The following is a 19636-nucleotide window of genomic DNA, read 5'->3' on the forward strand; positions in this document are numbered from 1 at the left end:
CCCCGCGCCCCCGACCGGGCGCCACCGGGGGTCGTGGAATCCCCGGACCGCCGTCGTGGCTGCTCGCGCCGTTCCCCGCGCCCCTGACCGGGCGCCGGGCTTGGCTCAGCCCGGGATCAGGCCGTCGTCGCTCAGGAGGTCCCGTACCTCCTCCAGGGAGGCGTCGGACGAGGGGAGGATCAGCTCGGACGGCTCCAGGGAGTCGTCGGGCAGGGGCGTCCCCAGGCGGCGGACCGCGTCCAGGAGGGCGGCCAGCGTGCGCCGGAAACCCTCCTGGTCGCCGCGCTCCATCTCGGCGAGCAGCTCGTCGTCGAGCCTGTTCAGTTCGGTGAGGTGGCCGTCGGCCAGCGTCACCTGCCCCTCCCCCATGATCCGTACGATCATGTCGCCCTCCTCAGGCGTGGGACCCGGCGGATTCCGGTGCGTGCCTACTGCTTGTCGAAGCGCGGAGTGTCCTGCGGCTGCTGCTGGGACCGGGACTGGCCGGAGCCGCCCTCGATCGCCTGCTGCGGCGAGCCGCCCGCCAGCTCCGCCTTCATGCGCTGCAGTTCCAGCTCTACATCCGTACCACCGGAAAGCCGGTCCAGCTCGCTCTGGATGTCGTCCTTGGCGAGCCCGGACTGGTCGTCGAGTGCTCCGGAGGCGAGCAGTTCGTCGATCGCGCCGGCCCGCGCCTGGAGCTGGGCGGTCTTGTCCTCGGCGCGCTGGATGGCCATGCCCACGTCGCCCATCTCCTCGGAGATGCCCGAGAAGGCCTCCCCGATCCGGGTCTGCGCCTGGGCCGCGGTGTACGTGGCCTTGATGGTCTCCTTCTTCGTGCGGAAGGCGTCCACCTTGGCCTGCAGCCGCTGGGCCGCGAGGGTGAGCTTCTCCTCCTCGCCCTGGAGGGTCTGGTGCTGCGTCTCCAGGTCGGTCACCTGCTGCTGGAGCGCGGCCCGGCGCGAGAGTGCCTCGCGGGCCAGGTCCTCGCGGCCCAGGGCGAGCGCCTTGCGGCCCTGGTCCTCCAGCTTGGAGGACTGCGACTGGAGCTGGTTGAGCTGGAGCTCCAGGCGCTTGCGCGAGGTCGCCACGTCGGCGACGCCCCGGCGGACCTTCTGGAGCAGCTCCAGCTGCTTCTGGTACGAGTAATCGAGGGTCTCGCGCGGGTCCTCGGCCCGGTCAAGGGCCTTGTTCGCCTTCGCGCGGAAGATCATCCCCATACGCTTCATGACACCGCTCATGGGCTTCGCGCGCCCCCTTCTGACGGACTACGGCTCCAGCACCTGCGACAGAACCCACAGTACGGGCCCTGCATCCATTACCGCACTGTTCGGGGACGGATGCGCTCATCCCCAAGGACGACTGCGTACGACCCCGCTCCGGCGTAGGGAGTAGGTGTCTCTCGGGGTCCCCCGGAGGTCCCGGCGGAACTCCCGGGCCGAACGACACGCAACGTCCCCCTTGTCCCAGTACAGACGTCCGGTGTTGCCGGATCGTTCCCCGGTCGGCCGCGGTCCATGCCCCGGCACCCCGTACCCTTGGGTTTTGTGTTCCGTAGCCGTGCCAAGGAAGAGAAGGCCCCCGCCGTCAAGGCGCAGGTGACCGACTCCAAGCAGCCCCGCGACCCGCAGGCCCCCAAGGGTCGCCCCACGCCCAAGCGCAGTGAGGCACAGACCCAGCGCCGCAGCGTCGCCAACACTCCGACGTCGCGGAAGGAGGCGGCCAAGCGGCAGCGCGACGAGCGCCGGACCCAGCTGGAGAAGCAGCGTCAGGCGCTGGCGAGCGGCGACGAGCGTTTCCTGCCCGCGCGCGACAAGGGCCCGGTGCGCAAGTTCGCGCGTGACTTCGTCGACTCGCGGTTCTGCGTCGCCGAGTTCTTCCTGCCGATGGCCGTGGTCATCCTCGTGCTGAGCATGGTGCGGGTGGGATCGCTGCAGAACATCGCGCTGCTGCTGTGGCTCGTGGTGATCGCGATGATCGTGGTCGACTCGATCGGCATCGCGATCCGCCTCAAGAAGCAGCTCAACACGCGCTTCCCGGACGCGCCCAAGAAGGGCGCGGTCCCGTACGCGCTGATGCGCACCCTGCAGATGCGCCGGCTCCGGCTGCCGAAGCCGCAGGTCAAGCGCGGAGAGCGGCCCTGAGCGCGACGTCTTTCTCCGGGGGCGCGGCGGACGCCTGGCTGAGCAGGCTGGGCGGGCTGCGTGATGTCGTACGGCAGGAGCTGGTGGCCCGGCAGCTCGACGAGCAGATAGCCGGGCGGTTCCCGGTCGGGCAGCGGCTGCGGATCCTCGACGTCGGCATGGGCCAGGGCACGCAGGCGCTGCGGCTGGCCAGGGCCGGGCACCAGGTGACCGGCCTGGAGCAGGACGCGAGGATGCTGGGCGTCGCCCGGGAGGCGCTGGCCGCCGAGCCCGAGGGCATCCAGAGCCGCGTCCGGCTGATCGAGGGCGACGGCCGGGAGACCGGGGTCCACTTCCTGCCCGGCAGTTTCGACGTGGTGCTGTGCCACGGCGTGCTGATGTACGTCGAGGAGCCCGACGCCCTGCTCGCGGGCATGGCGCGGATGCTGGCCCCCGGCGGGCTGCTCTCTCTCCTGGTGCGGAACGCGGACGCGCTGGCCATGCGGCCGGGGCTGGCCGGTGACTGGACGGGTGCCCTCGGGGCGTTCGACACCGTCGCCTACCGCAACCGGCTCGGTCTCGACGTCCGCGCCGACCGGCTCGCCACCCTGACGGCGACCCTGTTGGGCATCGGGGCACCGCTGCACGCCTGGTACGGGGTGCGGGTCTTCACGGACACGGCGGCGGACGGGGCCGAGGTCCCCTCCGACGTGGACGCCCTGCTGGCTGTCGAGGAACGCGCCGGACGCACCGACCCCTACCGCCAGGTGGCGGCGCTGCTGCATCTGTGCGGAGTGCGCGGCTGAGCGGCCGTCCGGGCGGGGGAAACGCGGCTGTGACACCGCCTGTTCGGGTGTGCAGCGCGGGCTGAACCACCTCCCGAAAGGGACACTTCGGGCATGGATGCCTTCCGTGCCCGCACTCGTGCGCGCCTGTCCGCCGCCGTCGTCTGCTCCGCCGCCCTGCTCGCCGGCTGCTCCGCGGCGGCGCCCTCGGTCACGGAGCGCCGCGCGACGACGGAGCGGGCCGCCGCGCCCAGGGCCGCCGGTGACCTTCAGGACGACTACCAGCGGGTCATCAGGGACGTCCTGCCGTCGGTGGTGCAGATCCAGGCGCGCAACGACCTCGGCTCGGGGGTCGTGTACGACGACCAGGGGCACGTGGTGACCAACGCGCACGTGGTCGGGAACGAGAAGACGTTCCAGGTGACGACGGCCAACAGCGAGGACGTGCTGACCGCCCGGCTCGTCTACGCCTACCCGCAGCAGGACCTCGCCGTCATCAAGCTGGACAAGGTGCCGGACGGGGTGAAGGCGGCGACGATGGGCGACTCGTCGAAGGTCGCCGTGGGGCAGATCGTGCTCGCGATGGGCTCGCCGCTCGGCCTGTCCTCCAGCGTGACGCAGGGCATCGTGTCGGCGACCGGACGCACCGTCAGCGAGGGCGGCCCGGGCGGCGGGACCGGCGCGACGATCCCGAACATGGTGCAGACGTCGGCCGCGATCAATCCGGGCAACAGCGGGGGCGCGCTGGTGGACCTGGACGGCAAGGTCGTCGGCATCCCGACGCTGGCCGCGGCGGATCCCAACATGGGCGGCGGCGCGGCTCCCGGCATCGGGTTCGCCATCCCGGCGTCGATGGTGAGGACGGTCGCCGACCAGATCATCGAGGACGGCCGGGTCACCGATTCGGGACGGGCCGCGCTCGGCATCACGGGCCGCACGGTCGTGGACGACGGCTACCGGGCCGCGGGAGTCGCCGTGGTCGAGGTCCAGAGGCGCGGCGCGGCCGACCGGGCCGGCATCGAACCGGGCGACATCATCACGCGGTTCGGCAGGACGGACATCGGGACGATCACCTCGCTGACCGAGGCGCTGGCCGCCGAGAAGCCGGGCGACCGGGTCCCGGTGACCTACACGCGCAGCGGCGACGAGAAGACCGTCGACGTGACGCTGGGCGAGCAGTGAGCCGGCGGGACGGCCCCGGGCGGGCGGTGGTCCCGCTGACCCGCGCGGGACGGGCGGTGGGCGGTGCTGCCGAGAGCCGGGCCCCCGGCAGCACCGGGGAGCTACGCCTCCTCGGCGTGCAGGCTCATCGGCCCGTAGATCTCCGTGCTGTCCTCGAACAGCCGCACCTGGTCGGCACCTCCGTCCGCAAGGTCCTTCCAGTGCTCACCGATCCAGGACTCGGCGTCCCCCTGCGTGGTGAACTCCTCGGGCACGACCGCGGGCGGGACCTCCGCCCCGTCGGCCTTCTCGAACCGCCACGTCCATGCCGCCATGTACGCCTCCAAGGTATGAGCACACTGCACAGCGGGGGCCGGACAAGATCCAGCCCCTGCCCGAAGCCTAGCCGGACGCGCAAGACCTGCACCGACAGGCGAAAATCAGCTCCGTGGAACTGACTCTGCTCGGCACCGGTGCCCCCGCGGGCCTCCCCCGCCCCGACTGTCCCTGCGCCGCCTGCGCCACCGCGCTCGGCCCCGACGCGCGGGCGGCGACCGCGCTGCTGGTGGACGGGACCCTGCTCCTCGACCTCACCCCCGGTGCCGCGTTCGCCGCCGCCCGCGCCGGCCGCTCGCTGGGCGGCGTACGGCAGGTGCTGCTCTCGCATCCGCACAACGGGCCCGCGGTCGAGGTCCCGGCGGGGCTGCCGCAGCCCGGACGGGTGCCGGACGGGCGGGAGTTGGCGCTGCTGACCGGGCACCGGGTGCGGGCGGTGCCGCTGGACGCGCCCGGCACCGGGTACGCGGTGACGGGGCCCGACGGGCAGCGGCTGCTGTATCTGCCGCCGGGGGCCGCGCCGGCCGGGCTCGACGCGAACGGCGGGCCGTACGACATGGTCGTCGCCGACGTGACCGGGCGGCCGGACGCGCTGGCGAGGCTGCGGGCCGTGGGCGCCGTCGGGCCGACGAGCGACGTCGTCGCCGCGCACCTGGACCACGACGTGCCGCCGGGGGCCGAACTGCGCCGCCGGCTCGCCGCGGCCGGGGCGCGGGCGGTGCCGGACGGCACGACGCTGACCGTCGGCGTGTACGAGGACGTGCCGGACGTGCCGCGGCGCACCCTCGTGCTGGGCGGCGCCCGTTCCGGCAAGTCGGTCGAGGCGGAGCGCCGGCTGGAGGCGTTCCCCGACGTGGTGTACGTGGCGACGGGCGGCACGCGCGCCGGGGACGGCGAGTGGGCCTCGCGGGTGCACGCGCACCGCGAGCGCCGCCCGGGGTCCTGGCGCACGGTCGAGACCTGCGACCTCGTGCCCCTGCTCGACCAGGACGGTCCCCCGCTGCTCGTCGACTGCCTGTCCCTGTGGCTGACGGACGCCATGGACGCGGTGGGCGCCTGGGACGACGCGGAGTGGGCGGGCGGCGGCGAACGGGCCCTGCGGCAGCGGACCGGCGAACTGACCGACGCCGTACGCCGCACGCGCCGGACCGTCGTCGCCGTCTCGAACGAGGTCGGGTCCGGCATCGTGCCGGCGACCGCCTCCGGCCGCCGCTACCGCGACGAGCTGGGGCGGCTGAACGCCGCCTTCGCGGCGGAGTGCGAGCACGTGCTGCTGGTGGTGGCGGGGCAGGCGCTGCCGCTGCGGCCCTGACGCCGGTTCACGCCCCGCGGCGGGCGATGATCCGGTACGCGTTCGAGAAGCGGGTGCGGCTGAACAGCGGGGCGAGGGCGTGGTCCAGGGCGGAGGCCGCGGCGAGCAGGGGGACGGTGGCCTTCATGAGGACCGCGCGGACGGCGCGCTGGAGTTCGGTGGGGGGCTTGGCCCGCCAGGGGGCGTCGACGTCGGGCAGCACACGGGCGAGCGCCAGCGCGAGGGCGCCCGTGAGGTCGTACGGGATGTGGGGTTCGCGGCGGTCGGTGGCGACGATCTCGCAGCCCAGGGACTCCAGTTCGGCCAGCAGGTTCGGCAGCGGCAGCAGGTGCAGGTGCTGCGGCTGGCCCGAGTTGACCCACCAGCGGCCCAGCAGGCTGCCGAACACACAGGCGGGGTCCGGGACTTCGACGAGGAGGTGGCCGCCGGGGCGCAGCGCGGCCAGCGCCGCGCGCAGTTCCCCGCGCGGGTCGGGGGTGTGCTCCAGGTGGTGGAACATGCTGACGACGTCGTAGCGGCCCCGCACCCGTGCGGCGATTCCCGGGTCGGTGAGACGGCCCAGGTGGGCCTCGTCGACGCGGCCTGCCGCATACGCCTTCTCGATCGCCACGCCGGCGTCGATGCCGTCGAAGGCGGTGTAGGGGTGCACCTGCCGGGCCGTCTCCGCGAAGTGGCCGTGCCCGGTGCCGACGTCCAGCCAGCTCTCCGGTTCCCCGAAGCGGAGCATCGCGCGGGCGGCGGCGCGGTGGCGTCTGCGGCTGCCGCGGGCGGCGAGGATCCGTTCCGCGAAGCCGTCGTGGCCCTCGTGGAAGTCGAGGTGGTAGAAGGCCAGTCCCTCCGCGGTGAGGCGGGGGTTCTGGAAGGCGTGGGCGCAGTCCCGGCACTCGTCGACGACGAAGGTGCCCGGCTGGTGCCGGCGCAGGTTGGGCGTCCGCAGCCGGGTGCGCAGCCGGGTCGAACCGCACCAGGGGCAGTCCTCCCGGCGCGGTTCGTGGAAGCGGTCGGTGCCCTGGGCGAGTTCGCTGAGGTATGCGGCTCGGCGCAGGGCGCTCGTCCGCGGGGTGGGGGTCATGAGCGGCTCCTGGACCCGGGAGGCAATTCGATGCAAACCGGAACGTATGGGATCCCGATCATGGGTGCAATGACGTGGCTCCGCCGTGTTCGATCGCGGCCGGTACTGTTCGGCGAATGAGCTCGCTTAATCTCGACGACTTCACCGATCTGATCGAGCGCCCCGACGGTGGTGTACGCCGTGACGCCGAGGCGCGCAGGGAGCGTCAGGCCGTGCCGCCCGGGTCGCTCGGCCGCCTCGACGAACTCGGCGAGTGGCTCGCGGCGGCGCAGTCGGCGGTGCCGGTGCGGCCCGTCGAGCGGCCTCGCGCGGTGCTGTTCGCGGGTGACCACGGGATCGCGGCGCTCGGCGTGTCGGCCCGGCCCGCGGGCACCGCCGACCGGCTCGTGCGCTCCCTCCTGGAGGGCGCAGGACCCGCCGCGATCCTGGCCCGGCGGCTCGGCGTGCCGGTGCGGGTGGTCGACATGTCCCTCGACTGCGACCCGGACGGGCTGCCGGACGAGGTCGTACGGCACCGGGTGCGGCGCGGGTCGGGGCGGATCGACGTCGAGGACGCGCTGACTCCCGAGGAGGCCGAGGCCGCGTTCCTGGCGGGCGTCGCCGTCGCCGACGAGGAGGCCGACTCCGGTACGGATCTCGTCGTCCTCGGCGATCTGAGCGTCGGCGGGACGACCGCGGCGGCGGTGCTCGTCGCCGCGCTGTGCGGGACCGACGCGTCCGTGGTCACCGGGCGGGGCGGGCAGCCCATCGACGACCTCGCGTGGATGCGCAAGTGCGCGGCGGTGCGGGACGCGTTGCGGCGGGCCCGGCCCGTGCTCGGGGACCAGCTCCAGCTGCTGGCCACGGTGGGCGGGGCCGACCTCGCCGCCATGACCGGGTTCCTGCTCCAGTGCGCGGTGCGCACGACGCCCGTCATTCTCGACGGGGTGGTCTCCGCCGCGTGCGCCCTGGTCGGGCAGCGGGTCGCCTTCCGGGCGCCGGACTGGTGGCTGGCCGGACAGAGCAGCGGGGAGCCTGCGCAGGCGAAGGCTCTCGACCGGATGGCGCTCGAACCCCTGCTTGATCACGGGGTCACCGTGGGTGAGGGGGCGGGGGCGTTGCTGGCGTTGCCGTTGGTGCAGGCTGCTGCGGCCTTGGCTGCGGAGTTGCCCGAGGTGGGGCTCGGGTCCTCTCCTGAGGGTGGGGTGGGGGCGGGGGCGTAGGCGCCGGGTGCGGCGTCTCTCGCCCCCTGACGAGGGCTCACCTGGGGTTTGGTGCGACCTGACTTGGGCTGGGCGCGGCATTCCTCGCCCCTTGCGGGGCTGGACGTTGAGTTTCCTGTGCCGGTTCGTGGGGGCTGGGCGCGCCGTTCCTCGCGCCCCTGGCGGGGCCATCCGTTGCGATTTTCCGTGCGGGTGTGTGGGGGCTGGGCGCGCCGTTCCTCGCGCCCCTGACCGGGTCCCGTTGGGTTTTGTCTGCGGGTGTGTGGGGGCTGGGCGCGCCGTTCGTCGCGCCCCTTGCGGGGCAATCCTTTGCGGTTCCCGTGCGGGTGCGTGGGGGCCGGGGGCGTTGGTCCTCTTGGCCCCTGAGCGGGTGCGGTCCGGGGGGTTTGTGGGTGGCGGCGGGGTGTGGGGACCTATCATCCCGGCTCATGGGAGATGTCCGAATTGCCACGGGTCGGGAGCGGGCTCCGGCCCGTCAGGGCGAGCGGGACCCCCGGCCCGCCGGCGTCCCGCGCCGGGCCGCCGCCTTCGCCGTCTGGTATCTGCGGGGTGTCGCGTTCGTCAACTTCCTGAGTGCCGGGTGGGTCTCCCTGGGGCAGGACGTGCGGCGGCACAACACGGAGAACTACTTCACGCCGTATCTGCTGACGGCGGGATTCGCCTCCGGTGTCTTCACGATGTTCCTCGCCCTCACCATGCGGCGCAGGAAGCGGGCCGCCTGGATCCTGAACCTGGTGCTCAGCGGCTCGTTCCTGCTGCTGTTCTCGTTCGCCATGACCTTCCCGGAGGTCCGGCGGTACCCGCAGAACTGGGTCTCGCTCGGCCTGACCGCGGCGTTCGTGGCATCGCTCGTCGTCGGCCGGCGCGAGTTCTACGCCAAGGGCGACCGGTCGAACCCGAGGCTGGCGGCGGCCGTGGGGGCCGGCGGGCTGCTGGTCACCTCGCTGCTCGCCGCGCTCCTGGTCACGGCCACCAACCAGGCGCCGGACGCCCGGATCTCGACGTTCACCGACCGCTGGCGCTACGGCACCCTGCGGCTCGTGTCCGTCGCCGCCGACGACGCCCGTTTCCCCGGGATCGAGACCCCCAACTGGGTCAACGTCGCCGTCAACGGGTTCAGCACGCTGCTGGTCCTCGCCGTCCTGTACGCGGCCTTCCGCTCCCGCCGCGCCGTCGACCCGCTCACCGAGGACGACGAGAAGCGGCTGCGCGCCCTGCTGGACCGGCACGGCGAGCGCGACTCGCTGGGCTACTTCGCCCTGCGCCGCGAGAAGAGCGTGGTGTGGTCGCCGACCGGCAAGGCGGCGGTGGCGTACCGCGTCGTGGGCGGGGTGTCGCTGGCGAGCGGTGACCCGGTCGGCGACCCCGAGGCGTGGCCCGGCGCCATCGAGCCGTGGCTGGCCGAGGCGCGGGCGCACGGCTGGATCCCGGCGGTGATGGGCGCGAGCGAGGAGGCCGGGACGATCTACGCGCGGCACGGCCTGGACGCGCTGGAGCTGGGGGACGAAGCACTCGTGGAGATCGCCGAGTTCACGCTGGAGGGACGTGCCATGCGCACCGTCCGGCAGGCCTTCAACCGGATCAGGCGGGCCGGGTACACGGTCCGTATCCGGCGGCACGAGGACATCCCCGCCGAGGAGCTGGCGTATCTGCTGCGGCGGGCGGACGACTGGCGGGACGGCGCCACCGAGCGGGGCTTCTCGATGGCGCTCGGGCGGCTCGGCGACCCCGAGGACGGGCGCTGCGTGATGCTCGAATGCACCGACCGGGACGGCGAGTTGAGGGCCCTGCTGTCCTTCGTGCCGTGGGGGCCGCACGGGCTGTCGCTGGACCTGATGCGCCGGGACCGGGACTCCGACAACGGGCTGATGGAGTTCATGGTGATCGAACTCCTGCGCAGGGCCCGGGAGATCGGGATCGCCCAGGTCTCCCTCAACTTCGCAATGTTCCGGTCCGTCTTCGAGCGGGGCGCCCGCCTCGGCGCGGGACCGGTGCTGCGGCTGTGGCGCTCGCTGCTCAGCTTCTTCTCCCGCTGGTGGCAGATCGAGTCGCTGTACCGCGCCAACGCCAAGTACCGGCCGATCTGGGAGCCCCGGTTCCTGCTCTTCGAGAAGAGCGCGGACCTGCTGCGGATCGGGGTCGCGGCGGCGCGCGCCGAGGGGTTCCTGGAGGCGCCGGGGCTGCCGAAGTGGCTGCACCGCAAGCATCTGCAGACGCACCGCTGAGCACGGTGCCCCGTCGGCGGCCGGTCAGTCGCCGCCCGGCAGGGAACGGACCGGCTCCGGGTCGGGCTTGCCGCCGATCAGGTCCTGGAGCCGGCGCCGGGGCTTCGCCCAGCGCCGGTCGTGGTGGTAGGCGCGCAGGCTGGAGCGGGCGCGGGCGCGGGGCCGGCGGCGGTAGAAGCGCCGGGCCCACGGGGAGCCGGGGCGGGCCAGGCGGATCGCGCCGACCAGGGCCACCACGGGGACGATCACCCCGAAGATCGCCGTGCGGGCCTTGCCCTTGCTGAGGGCGAGCAGCGCGAAGAGGAAGTTCACCGCGACGCTGATGATGACGCCGCCGCGGTCCTGGAGCTCCCGGTTGGTGAGGTCGTTGACGCCGAACGGCAGGAACCCGCTGAGCACGAGGCCGACCAGGGCGGCGGTGACCACCACGACCTCGACGCTCTTGCGTCCGGCCTCGGTCCAGTAGACGTCGTCCAGGTGCAGGATCAGCGCGAACTCGTCGAGGACGAGGCCCGCCCCCATGCCGAAGACCACGGCGAACGCGCCCGCGCCGAAGCCGTGCCGGCCACTGGCCACCGCGCCGAAGCCGCCGATCACGGTCAGCACGACACCGGGGACGACGTGGTGGATGTGCAGGTCGCCCGCCTTGACGTTGCCGAACGGCCCCTTGCCCGCCCTGATCATCCGGACGACGACACGGGTGATCACGAAGGTCAGCACGAAGGAGGCGAGCGCCAGCAGCAGGGGCAGCTTGCCCGGCTCGACGATGTTGCGATACACCCAATGACCCATATGCGAACTTTATCCATGGCCGCCGTCCTCGCTCCTCCGGTCGGCGGATAACCTGCGCCGGTGCCCAGGACCCCCCTTCCCGACAGCCTCCGCTTCGCCTTCGGCACCCTGACGGTGCTGCCCGTCCGGGTGACCCGCTGGGACCGCGACGCCGCGCGCGGCGGGATGCTGTGCGCGCCCGCGGCCGGGCTGGTGGTCGGGCTGGGCGCCGCCGCGGCCGGCGTGCTGCTGCTGGCGCTGGGCGCGGGTCCCCTGACGGCCGCCGTGGCCTCCGCCGCCGTACCGGCCGCGCTCACCCGGGGACTGCACCTCGACGGGCTCGCCGACACGGCGGACGGGCTGGGCAGCGGGAAGCCCGCCGAGGACGCGCTGCGGATCATGAAGCAGTCGGACATCGGCCCGTTCGGGGTGATCACCCTGCTGTTCGTGCTGCTCGGCCAGGTGGCCGCCCTCGCGCAGGCGTACGGCGACTCGTGGGGGCGCGGGGCGTGCGCGGCCGTCGTCTCGGCACTCGCCGCCCGGCTCGCCCTGACGCTGGCCGCCCGCGCCGGGGTGCCGCCGGCCCGCCCCGAGGGGCTGGGCGCGGCGGTCGCGGGCGTGGTCCCGGTGCGCGGGGCGCTGCTCGTGGCGGCGCTCGTCCTGGGCGTGGCGGCGAGCACGGGGGCGCTCTTCGGGACGTACGGGCCCGTGCGCGGCCCGCTCGCGGTCCTCGCCGCCTGTGCCGCCGCCGAACTGCTGCTGCGTCACTGCGTCCGCCGGTTCGGAGGCGTCACCGGCGACGTCTTCGGCGGGCTGGCGGAGACGGCGGCGACGACCGCGCTGGTCGTGCTGTCGCTGGGCTGAGAGCGGGGCCTGTCGGGGGGCGGACGCCTGGACCTCAGTCGGCCGCCTCCAGCCCGTGGGGCAGCGTCCCCCACGGATGGTCTCCGGCGCCGGGCACCGCGCAGTGCAGGTCGGCGCCGCGGGCCCGGGCCAGCGCGTCGAACCCGGCGCCGGGCGGCACCCCGTGGACCAGGTGGCACAGCTTCGCCCCGGCGCCGTCCCACGGTGCCGGGCGCAGCGCGCGGTACGTCTGCCAGGTGCCCTCGAAGGTGACGAGGACGTCCGCGACACGGGCGTACGAGGGATGCGGGAGCGTGCCGTGGTTGAGGACCAGGGTGCGGCAGCCGGCGCCCCAGGCGGCCGCCGCGAGGCCCCGGTAGTACCCGAGCTCCCCCGGACCGGAGGCGGCCTGGTCGAGGAAGGCGCCGTCGACGCCGTACCAGTCGCGGTGCCGGTCCAGGTCGGCGACGACGTCGGCGTGCGGGCGGCGCCCGTAGTCCGTGTCGGCGTACCCCAGCACCCGCACGTCCGCGGCGCGCAGCCCGGCGACGACCTCGGCGAAACCGGGGTCGGGGCGCTCGCCGGGTCCGCTGGCCGGGTTGAGGACGACGCTGTGCAGGCGAGGCGCCGCGGCGATGAGCGCCCGCCACTCCGCGGGCCGGACGGCAGGGTGCTCGTAGTAGGGCACGAGAAGCGTGCCCCGCGGGTCGGAGGCGGTCATCGGTGCGCCGTCGCCCTCCCGAGCAGCCCGCAGACCAGGCCGGTCAGCACGGTCGCCGCGACGCCGTGCACTAGGAGCGCCGCGCGGTCCGGTCCGACGGCCCCGGTGGCCAGGGCGGCGGTCTGGGCGAGGGCCGCGGCGCAGCAGACCGCGGCGGCGCTCACCACGGCACCGAAGGACTGCAGCAGCAGCCCGGTCCACAGCACCACGCCGAGCAGCAGGAGCCCGGCGAGGCGGGTGCCGCCGGTGCCGGGCGCGTGCGGCCACAGCGCGGAGGCGGCGACGCCGAGCACGAGCAGCGCCGCGAGGTAGCCGCTGAGGCAGCGGACCAGCGTGAGGGCGGTGGTCCGGCGGAAGTCCCTCGCCGTGCCGCTGGAGCGCAGCCCGGCGAGGCCGCCGCTGCGGAACCGGAAGAGCAGCCACTCGGCCGGGCCCATGCTGAGCGTCAGGGCCACCGCGGCGGGCGCGGCGGCCGCGGTGTGCGCGCCGGCCAGGACGTCGCCGAGCCCGGCGTACAGGACGAGGACGCCGGTGCCGAGTCCGAAGAGGGCGTACGGCAGCGATCCGGCGAGCGGAGGCGCGGGGGTACGCACGCCGGGCGCACCCGCGTCGCCGTACGCCCCGAACGGCAGCAGCGCCGCGAGCCCGGCGGCCCACCCGCCCCCGCCGGGCCGGTGCACGGCGGGGGCCACCTCGCGCAGGGCGAGCAGGGCGACCGCCGCCAGCGAGCCCAGGAGCAGCACCGCCCGGACCGCGCCGGGGACGGGGTGGGCGAGGTCCACCAGGGCGCCGGCGGCCATCGGCAGCAGGGCGGCGGTCAGGGCCCGTTCCCGGCCCATCACCAGGAGCACGGTGGCCGCGCCCAGGTAGCAGGACTGGCCGGCGGCGAAGACGACGGCGCCCGCGTCGGCGGAGTCCGCCGCGGCCAGGGCGACCAGGGAGCCGAGCACCGCCCCGGCGGGCGCGCCGGCGAGCAGCGAGCGCCGGGCGGCGGCGCGGTCGCCGAGGCCCAGCCAGAGGTAGGCCCGGTGGGCGAGCCCCTGGTTCCAGGTCCAGCCGCACAGCGCTCCGGCGAGGAGCGGCACGGTGCCGGCCGGGAGGCCGAGGCGGTCGTGGGGCCCGGCGAGGAACGGCGCGCCGAGGACGTAGCCGAGACCCGGCAGCGCGAACACGACTCCGCGCAGGAGGCAGCCGAGCAGACCCTCCTGCCATGGGTCGTGGACCGGGCCGGCCGGTTCGGGATGGCTGCGCTCGACGCGCTCGAAGAGCTCCTCGGCGAGCGCGAAGGAGTTGCGGCAGCCGTAGCGCTCACGGATCTGGTCGTCCGACATTCCGTCGGACTCCAGGAGGGCGGCTATCTCGTCCGGGTGGACGGCGGCCGCCACGAACTCGCCCAGGCGCTCGGCGAGTTCGTCGACGGGGTCAGGGTGCGGCCGGCCGGGCGAGCGGCGCTGGCGCGGCACGTGCGGGAGGACGTCCTCGTAGGTCCCGGGCGGCATCCGGAGGGAACCGCTCACCAGTCGGCTCCGTCCGTGGCGACGGCCTGGTACCAGGGGTCGCGCAGTTCGAGGGTCCAGTCGGCGACGGTCTCCACGGTCGGCTCGTAGACCTCGGGCAGGCCCGCGAGTTCCTGGTAGATCGTGCGGAAGGCGTCGACGGAGCGGCGCAGGGTGAAGCGGTCGATGACCCGCTGGCGCGACAACCGGCCCAGTTCCAGGCGTCGTTCGTCGTCGCGGAGCAGGGTCAGCGCGGCGGCGGCCATCTTCTCCGGCTCGCGCGGCGGCACCACGAGCCCGGTGTCGCCGACGGCCTCGCGCACCCCGCCGACGTCGGTGGAGACCGTCGTACGGCCGCAGGACATGGCTTCGATGATCGAGAAGGGGAAGCCCTCGGAGATGGAGGAGAGCATCACCACGTGACCGGCCGCGTACGCCCGCCACACCTCGGTGATACGGCCCTCGAAGGTCAGGCCGTCCCTGACGCCGAGTTCGGCGGCGAGCTTCTCCAGCCGGGTCAGGTACGCCTCCCCGCCGGGCGGCACCGGTCCGAACAGCCGCAGCCGGGTCTCGGGGAGCTCGGCGCGCACCATGCCGTAGGCGCGCAGCAGCGTCTCCAGGTCCTTGATCGGGTCGACGCGGCCGCACCAGGTGAGGGTCGGCACCTCGGGCTCGGGTCCCGCGTGCGGGAAGGCGTGCGGGTCGACGCCGTTGTAGACGGTGCGGATCCGGGCGGCGTCGGCGCCGCCCCGTTCCTCCCAGCGCCGGTTGTACTGGTTGCAGGGCGTGATCAGGTCGGCGGCGCGGTAGCCGAAGGAGTTGAGCGCGCGGTAGAAGCCGAGCATGAACGCCTTGACGGGCCAGCGCTGTTCGGCGCTGCGGTAGCCGAGGTAGCGCTCGCGCAGGTAGATGCCGTGCTCGGTGAGCAGGAACGGAACCCCGTCGAGGTGGCGGGCGGCCAGTGCGGGCAGGGTGGCCAGACCGCTGCTGACGGCGTGGGCCACGGATTCCTCGGGGACGCGTACGCCGAGCGGGCGCAGCGCGTGTTCCAGGAGGTCGGTGGCGGTCAGCGCGTCGTGCACGGTGGGCCGGGCCGTGGCGGTGGGCAGGTGCGGCATCGTCCATATCCACATCAGCGAGCGCAGCGCGCTCTCGGAGCGCAGGGCCGCCGAGAGCCGTCCGTCGCGGGCGAGGACGGCCAGTTCGCACAGCGCCTGGCCGAAGTCGCCCTGGGCGTCGGGGTCGAGGAAGGAGAGCAGGAGGCGCTCGTAGGTGTCGGTGAAGCGGCGGAGGGCCCCTCCCCGGGGTGCCCGGCCGCGTCCCGGGCGCGGGCCCCAGGTCGGTACCGTCGTGTGGCGGCTGATGTTGGGCGGCAGTTCCCAGGTCACGGGCTCGCGGCCGCTGCCGGTGAGCGAGACGACGTGGAAGTCGACCTCGGGCATGCCCTTGACGAGCTGGTCGCACCAGGTGCTGACGCCGCCGTGGACGTGCGGATAGGTGCCTTCGGTGAGCATGGTGACATGACGGCCTGTGCGCATCGTGCGCGTTCCCCCCTGTGGTGTGGTGCCTTCGGGGGCACCCCGGGCCCCCGGTCATGCGGCGGGCGTGCGTCCCGGCCGGTCGGACCGGGGCGCACGCCGCGCCGTCGTGCTGCTGGGCCTAGGGCAGCGTCAGCCTGAGGGCGGTCTGCAGCGCCTCGGGCGTGGTCCAGGCCGAGCGCCTGCCCGCGTACGGCGTCCCGAACACGCTGGTGCCGAGGAGCAGTTGCTTCCTGGTGCCCTCGGGCGCGGTCACCGGGATCTGGGTCCCGGACGGGGCGCTTACGGTGACGGTCTTGCCGACGCGGTACGCGGTGACCTTGCCGTTCGCGACGGCGGTCCGCCAGTCGGCGCGGCGCTTGAGCTCGGCGCCGATCGCGCTCTGCCGGGGGTTCTCCAGCGGGGCGTTGTCGGCGTACAGCGCCCGGTAACCGGCGAGCACCTTGTCCAGGACCGGGTACAGCAGCCGGTCCTCGGCCAGGTTGGACTGGTGCACGTAGTGCGGTCGCGGGTCGTTGCCGATGGCGTGCCCGAGGGCGGTGCGCGCCTCCTGCGGGACGATGTACGACGCGTAGCCGGTGGCCGTGTCGAGGGGCTCCGGCATGCAGGTGGACGTGGGGTTGTCCTCGCAGACGCCGCTGCCGCCGTCTGCCTTCGACGTGTAGATCCAGTTGTACTCGTCGGCCATCTCGGCGCCGGTGCCCACGTTGTAGTACACGTTCATCGGGTGGCGGGGCACGGTCAGCGCGCCGCCCACCGGGCGCTGCTCGGGCTCGCGGGAGTTGTCCGAGCCCGTCCACTTGACGCCGTTGTCGGAGAGCGCGCCGGCCAGGTTCGGGTTGTCGGCGGGCTGCTGCGGCAGCGTCTTGAGGCCCGAGTGCTCGCCGGTCACCAGCTCGGTGCGGTCCAGCGGCAGACCCTTGGCGACGCCCCAGGAGTGGTTGTCGCGGATCTGCGCCGAGATGTCGGAGCGGCTCATGTACCGGGTCGAGCCGTCCGCGTTCCGGGCGCACGTCCACGGCACCGTGGTGGTGTCCTGCACGCAGCCGAGGAAGGCGTGGGTGTAGGTGTGGTTGATCCAGCGGTACTTGGCCTTGTCCGCGAGCAGCTTGTCGGTGAGGGCGTCCGTGCCGCCGTTCTCGCTCTTCCACTCCTCGCCGGAGCCGGCGTTGTAGACCATGTCGAGCGTGAAGCCGCTGGACTGCTGCCACTGGGCGGCGTAGGCGGCGTCGGCCGCCGTCATCCGGACCGGGGTGGTGGTCTCCTGTCCGTCGCCGCCGACGCAGTCGAGGTCGCCCGGGGTGCAGTTGCGCTCGGTGTCCCAGCGGGCGTCGGGCGCGAAGACGTCGTCGACGTGCACCGCGAAGGAGTTGCGGCTGCGGCCGAGGTGGATGCCCTGGGTCAGCCATTCGACGATGCCGCGGGCGAGGACGCGGAACTGCTGTTGGTACTGGTTGTAGGCGAAGGTCACCACGAGTTCGCGGCGGCCGTCGTGGGCGTACTCGCCGACGAGGCTGGCGCGTCCGGTGCCCTCCGGCACGGCCGCGTCGACGTAGCTGGTGAAGCCGGCCCGGGGCTTCGCCAGGAAGCCGTAACTCTCGGGTGTACTCGGGGAGTTGTCCTCGAAGGTGAGCGGGCCGTCCAGGTAGCCGAACGGGCCCGACCGGCCCGCCGTGGTGACGGCCGCCTCCCGGCCGTCGAGGCTCCCGCTGTAGCCGCCGTCGCTGGTGTATTCGAGGCCGACCTCCGGGTGGGCCCAGGTGTAGGCGTCGACCTGCGGGATGCCGTAGGTCTTCTCGTACGCCTCCAGGGCGGTCTGCTCGGCCGAACCGGCTCCGAACGGCGCCTCGTTGGGAAGTACGACTCCCTGGTACCGGGCGCGCGGCGTGCCGCCGGCCGTGTCGCTCAGGAAGGCCGCGTCGATCGTCGGGCGGCCCGGGTCGTTCAGGTCCACCGTGGTGTACGGGACGCCGGTGCTCTTCAGCTCGGCGGCGATGGCCTGGACGGGGCTGTCGCCGTTGTCCACGAGCAGGACCTTCAGGTCGATGCGCGGCTCGGCCGCCGCCGAGGCTCCGGGCGCCGCCCCCAGGCCCGTCGCCAGCAGACCGGCGGCCGCCAGGGCCGCCGTCGTGTTTCTCCATCTGGGCGCACTTCGCGCCATGTTCGTCCTCCCCCAGAAAAAGATCCTCATGTGCTCGCTCCGAGGAGGATCCGTGGAAATGATGCAAAGCGGCGGGTCGGCCACTCGCCGGAACCCGACGAGTGTGTCCCAGGTCACCAGCATCGGGGGCGGCAAGCGGCCACGACGCCACCGAGGAGTGAACGCCCGCAGAAATGAGCGAACGCCCGGCCCGCGCGTAGGCTCGACCCCGGTACCACCGGGCCCGGTCCGAGCGGCCGCCCCCCACCGATCTAGGGTCTGTTGCACAGGCCCGGTCGACCCACCCCCGCTCGACCGTCCACATTTCAACGGAAGCGAGATTTCACCACCGTGACTGCTCTCACTCTCAGCACCTCCGCGGCGTCCGGCCTCCGCGCCGACGCCATCGTGGTCGGTGTCGCGAAGGGCGCCCAGGGCCCGGTCGTCGCCCCGGGCGCCGAGGCCGTGGACAAGGCGTACGACGGCAGGCTCGCCGACGTCCTGCAGACCCTCGGCGCCTCGGGTGCCGAGGGCGAGGTGACGAAGCTGCCCGCGCCGTCCGGCTTCAAGGCCCCCGTGGTGGTCGCGGTCGGCCTGGGCGCCCTGCCGGAGAAGGACGAGGCCCACACCGCCGAGTCCCTGCGCCGCGCCGCCGGTGCCGCCGCCCGCGCGCTGGCCGGCAGCAAGAAGGCCGCCTTCGCGCTGCCGCTGGCCGACCCGGCCGACGCCGGCGCCGTCGGCGAGGGCGCGCTCCTCGGCGCGTACTCCTTCGACGCCTACAAGGAGAACGGCTCCGCCAAGGGCGGCAAGGCCGCGGGCAACGGCAAGGCGCCGCTGGCCGAGATCGTGCTGCTCGGCGCCAAGCCCCGTGACAAGGCGTACAAGGCCGCCGTCGAGCGCGCCGTCGCCGTCACGGAGGAGCTCAACCGCGCCCGCGACCTGATCAACACCCCGCCGAACGACCTGACCCCGGAGGCCTTCGCGGCCGTCGCGCAGGCCGCGGCCAAGGAGCACGGCATCAAGGTGCAGGTGCTCGACGAGAAGGCCCTGGCCAAGGGCGGCTACGGCGGCATCCTCGGCGTCGGCGCCGGTTCCGCCGCCGCTCCCCGCCTGGTCAAGCTCTCGTACACCAGCTCCAAGGCGAAGAAGCACCTCGCCCTGGTCGGCAAGGGCATCACGTACGACTCGGGCGGCATCTCCCTGAAGCCGGCCGGCCACAACGAGACGATGAAGTGCGACATGAGCGGTGCCGCGGCGGTCTTCGCCGCCGTCGTCGCCGCCGCGCGCCTCGGCCTGGAGGTGAACGTCACCGGCTGGCTGGCGCTCGCCGAGAACATGCCCTCGGGCTCCGCGACCCGTCCCGGCGACGTGCTGCGCATGTACAGCGGCAAGACCGTCGAGGTCCTCAACACGGACGCCGAGGGCCGCCTGGTCCTCGCCGACGCCCTGTGGAAGGCCTCTGAGGAGAAGCCCGACGCGATCGTCGACGTGGCGACCCTGACCGGCGCCATGGTGCTGGCCCTCGGCAACCGCACGTTCGGCGTGATGGCCAACGACGACGCGTTCCGCACCGCGATCGTCGAGGCCGCGGAGGAGGTCGGCGAGGACTCCTGGCCGATGCCGCTCCCCGCCCACCTGCGCAAGGGCATGGACTCCCCCACCGCCGACATCGCCAACATGGGCGAGCGCATGGGCGGCGGCCTGGTGGCCGGCCTGTTCCTCCAGGAGTTCGTGGGCGAGGGCATCACCTGGGCGCACCTGGACATCGCCGGCCCCGCCTTCAACGAGCAGGGCCCCTTCGGCTACACCCCCAAGGGCGGCACCGGCTCCGCGGTCCGCACGCTGGTCCGCCTCGCCGAGCTGACGGCGGCGGGCGACCTGGGCTGAGGCCCGTACGACCGCGCCCCGGGCCGTGCGGCCCGGGGCGTGGTC

Annotated in this window: 17 protein-coding genes; 8 read left to right on the forward strand and 9 right to left on the reverse strand. The window is 73.8% G+C overall.

What is annotated here, in order from left to right; translation table 11 throughout:
• Window positions 1-105: 105 nt before the first annotated feature.
• Window positions 106-384, reverse strand: coding sequence for a hypothetical protein (locus tag ACFYQQ_RS04680; protein WP_355790154.1), 279 nt, complete (start codon window positions 382-384; stop codon window positions 106-108).
• Window positions 385-428: 44 nt separating this feature from the next.
• Complete coding sequence (locus tag ACFYQQ_RS04685) at window positions 429-1220, reverse strand: PspA/IM30 family protein (protein WP_355790152.1); 792 nt, start codon at window positions 1218-1220, stop codon at window positions 429-431.
• Between the two features lie 276 nt (window positions 1221-1496).
• Here ACFYQQ_RS04685 and ACFYQQ_RS04690 point away from each other — a divergent pair, with 276 nt between their 5' ends.
• The 3 genes from ACFYQQ_RS04690 to ACFYQQ_RS04700 all read left to right on the forward strand — a co-directional run bounded on the left by ACFYQQ_RS04690 (window position 1497) and on the right by ACFYQQ_RS04700 (window position 4069).
• Window positions 1497-2123, forward strand: coding sequence for a DUF3043 domain-containing protein (locus tag ACFYQQ_RS04690; protein WP_355790150.1), 627 nt, complete (start codon window positions 1497-1499; stop codon window positions 2121-2123).
• A gap of 83 nt (window positions 2124-2206) precedes the next feature.
• Window positions 2207-2908 (forward strand): methyltransferase domain-containing protein, encoded by a 702-nt coding sequence (locus ACFYQQ_RS04695; RefSeq protein WP_355790147.1) that lies wholly within the window; start codon window positions 2207-2209, stop codon window positions 2906-2908.
• A 93-nt stretch (window positions 2909-3001) separates the two neighbouring features.
• Window positions 3002-4069 (forward strand): trypsin-like peptidase domain-containing protein, encoded by a 1068-nt coding sequence (locus tag ACFYQQ_RS04700; RefSeq protein WP_355790144.1) that lies wholly within the window; start codon window positions 3002-3004, stop codon window positions 4067-4069.
• 101 nt (window positions 4070-4170) lie between these two features.
• Here ACFYQQ_RS04700 and ACFYQQ_RS04705 read toward each other — a convergent pair whose 3' ends face one another.
• On the reverse strand, window positions 4171-4383 hold the full coding sequence (locus ACFYQQ_RS04705) for a hypothetical protein (protein WP_355790142.1): 213 nt from the start codon (window positions 4381-4383) through the stop codon (window positions 4171-4173).
• Between the two features lie 113 nt (window positions 4384-4496).
• Between ACFYQQ_RS04705 and ACFYQQ_RS04710 the strand changes: the two genes are divergently transcribed.
• Window positions 4497-5696: a bifunctional adenosylcobinamide kinase/adenosylcobinamide-phosphate guanylyltransferase gene (locus ACFYQQ_RS04710; RefSeq protein WP_356167291.1), complete on the forward strand. Its 1200-nt coding sequence runs from the start codon at window positions 4497-4499 to the stop codon at window positions 5694-5696.
• Between the two features lie 7 nt (window positions 5697-5703).
• Here the strand turns inward: ACFYQQ_RS04710 and ACFYQQ_RS04715 are convergent, their stop codons facing one another.
• Complete coding sequence (locus ACFYQQ_RS04715; RefSeq protein WP_355792455.1) at window positions 5704-6768, reverse strand: class I SAM-dependent methyltransferase; 1065 nt, start codon at window positions 6766-6768, stop codon at window positions 5704-5706.
• 116 nt (window positions 6769-6884) lie between these two features.
• Here ACFYQQ_RS04715 and cobT point away from each other — a divergent pair, with 116 nt between their 5' ends.
• Window positions 6885-7970 carry a nicotinate-nucleotide--dimethylbenzimidazole phosphoribosyltransferase gene (gene cobT / locus ACFYQQ_RS04720; RefSeq protein ID WP_388903448.1) on the forward strand — a complete coding sequence of 362 codons (1086 nt, stop codon included), beginning with the start codon at window positions 6885-6887 and terminating at the stop codon, window positions 7968-7970.
• Window positions 7971-8398: 428 nt separating this feature from the next.
• Window positions 8399-10195: a phosphatidylglycerol lysyltransferase domain-containing protein gene (locus ACFYQQ_RS04725; RefSeq protein ID WP_355793616.1), complete on the forward strand. Its 1797-nt coding sequence runs from the start codon at window positions 8399-8401 to the stop codon at window positions 10193-10195.
• 24 nt (window positions 10196-10219) lie between these two features.
• Here ACFYQQ_RS04725 and ACFYQQ_RS04730 read toward each other — a convergent pair whose 3' ends face one another.
• Window positions 10220-10987 (reverse strand): hypothetical protein, encoded by a 768-nt coding sequence (locus ACFYQQ_RS04730; RefSeq protein WP_356167300.1) that lies wholly within the window; start codon window positions 10985-10987, stop codon window positions 10220-10222.
• A gap of 60 nt (window positions 10988-11047) precedes the next feature.
• On the opposite strand from ACFYQQ_RS04730, the gene ACFYQQ_RS04735 reads away from it, so the two are divergent.
• Window positions 11048-11830 carry an adenosylcobinamide-GDP ribazoletransferase gene (locus tag ACFYQQ_RS04735; protein WP_356244537.1) on the forward strand — a complete coding sequence of 261 codons (783 nt, stop codon included), beginning with the start codon at window positions 11048-11050 and terminating at the stop codon, window positions 11828-11830.
• 34 nt (window positions 11831-11864) lie between these two features.
• On the opposite strand, the gene ACFYQQ_RS04740 is transcribed toward ACFYQQ_RS04735, so the two are convergent.
• From ACFYQQ_RS04740 to ACFYQQ_RS04755, 4 genes are all read right to left on the reverse strand, one after another.
• Complete coding sequence (locus ACFYQQ_RS04740; protein ID WP_356244540.1) at window positions 11865-12530, reverse strand: spherulation-specific family 4 protein; 666 nt, start codon at window positions 12528-12530, stop codon at window positions 11865-11867.
• Window positions 12527-14047 carry a hypothetical protein gene (locus ACFYQQ_RS04745; RefSeq protein WP_356167309.1) on the reverse strand — a complete coding sequence of 507 codons (1521 nt, stop codon included), beginning with the start codon at window positions 14045-14047 and terminating at the stop codon, window positions 12527-12529. The genes ACFYQQ_RS04740 and ACFYQQ_RS04745 overlap by 4 nt, the downstream gene beginning before the upstream one ends.
• Window positions 14044-15564 carry a GT4 family glycosyltransferase PelF gene (gene pelF, locus ACFYQQ_RS04750; protein ID WP_355794390.1) on the reverse strand — a complete coding sequence of 507 codons (1521 nt, stop codon included), beginning with the start codon at window positions 15562-15564 and terminating at the stop codon, window positions 14044-14046. The genes ACFYQQ_RS04745 and pelF overlap by 4 nt, the downstream gene beginning before the upstream one ends.
• Before the next feature lie 121 nt (window positions 15565-15685).
• Window positions 15686-17725 (reverse strand): hypothetical protein, encoded by a 2040-nt coding sequence (locus ACFYQQ_RS04755; protein WP_356167315.1) that lies wholly within the window; start codon window positions 17723-17725, stop codon window positions 15686-15688.
• Window positions 17726-18055: 330 nt separating this feature from the next.
• Between ACFYQQ_RS04755 and ACFYQQ_RS04760 the strand changes: the two genes are divergently transcribed.
• On the forward strand, window positions 18056-19591 hold the full coding sequence (locus ACFYQQ_RS04760; RefSeq protein ID WP_356167318.1) for a leucyl aminopeptidase: 1536 nt from the start codon (window positions 18056-18058) through the stop codon (window positions 19589-19591).
• Window positions 19592-19636 lie beyond the last annotated feature (45 nt).

Source organism: Streptomyces sp. NPDC005496, from assembly GCF_042872045.1.
GTDB lineage: Bacteria > Actinomycetota > Actinomycetes > Streptomycetales > Streptomycetaceae > Streptomyces.

Coding starts and splice junctions, on each gene's coding strand:
- ACFYQQ_RS04680 (WP_355790154.1), bottom strand. CDS start 384: ATGATCGTACGGATCATGGGGGAGGGGCAGGTGACGCTGGCCGACGGC.
- ACFYQQ_RS04685 (WP_355790152.1), bottom strand. CDS start 1,220: ATGAGCGGTGTCATGAAGCGTATGGGGATGATCTTCCGCGCGAAGGCG.
- ACFYQQ_RS04690 (WP_355790150.1), top strand. CDS start 1,497: ATGCCCCGGCACCCCGTACCCTTGGGTTTTGTGTTCCGTAGCCGTGCC.
- ACFYQQ_RS04700 (WP_355790144.1), top strand. CDS start 3,002: ATGGATGCCTTCCGTGCCCGCACTCGTGCGCGCCTGTCCGCCGCCGTC.
- ACFYQQ_RS04705 (WP_355790142.1), bottom strand. CDS start 4,383: ATGGCGGCATGGACGTGGCGGTTCGAGAAGGCCGACGGGGCGGAGGTC.
- ACFYQQ_RS04715 (WP_355792455.1), bottom strand. CDS start 6,768: ATGACCCCCACCCCGCGGACGAGCGCCCTGCGCCGAGCCGCATACCTC.
- cobT (WP_388903448.1), top strand. CDS start 6,885: ATGAGCTCGCTTAATCTCGACGACTTCACCGATCTGATCGAGCGCCCC.
- ACFYQQ_RS04725 (WP_355793616.1), top strand. CDS start 8,399: ATGGGAGATGTCCGAATTGCCACGGGTCGGGAGCGGGCTCCGGCCCGT.
- ACFYQQ_RS04730 (WP_356167300.1), bottom strand. CDS start 10,987: ATGGGTCATTGGGTGTATCGCAACATCGTCGAGCCGGGCAAGCTGCCC.
- ACFYQQ_RS04740 (WP_356244540.1), bottom strand. CDS start 12,530: ATGACCGCCTCCGACCCGCGGGGCACGCTTCTCGTGCCCTACTACGAG.
- pelF (WP_355794390.1), bottom strand. CDS start 15,564: ATGCGCACAGGCCGTCATGTCACCATGCTCACCGAAGGCACCTATCCG.
- ACFYQQ_RS04755 (WP_356167315.1), bottom strand. CDS start 17,725: ATGGCGCGAAGTGCGCCCAGATGGAGAAACACGACGGCGGCCCTGGCG.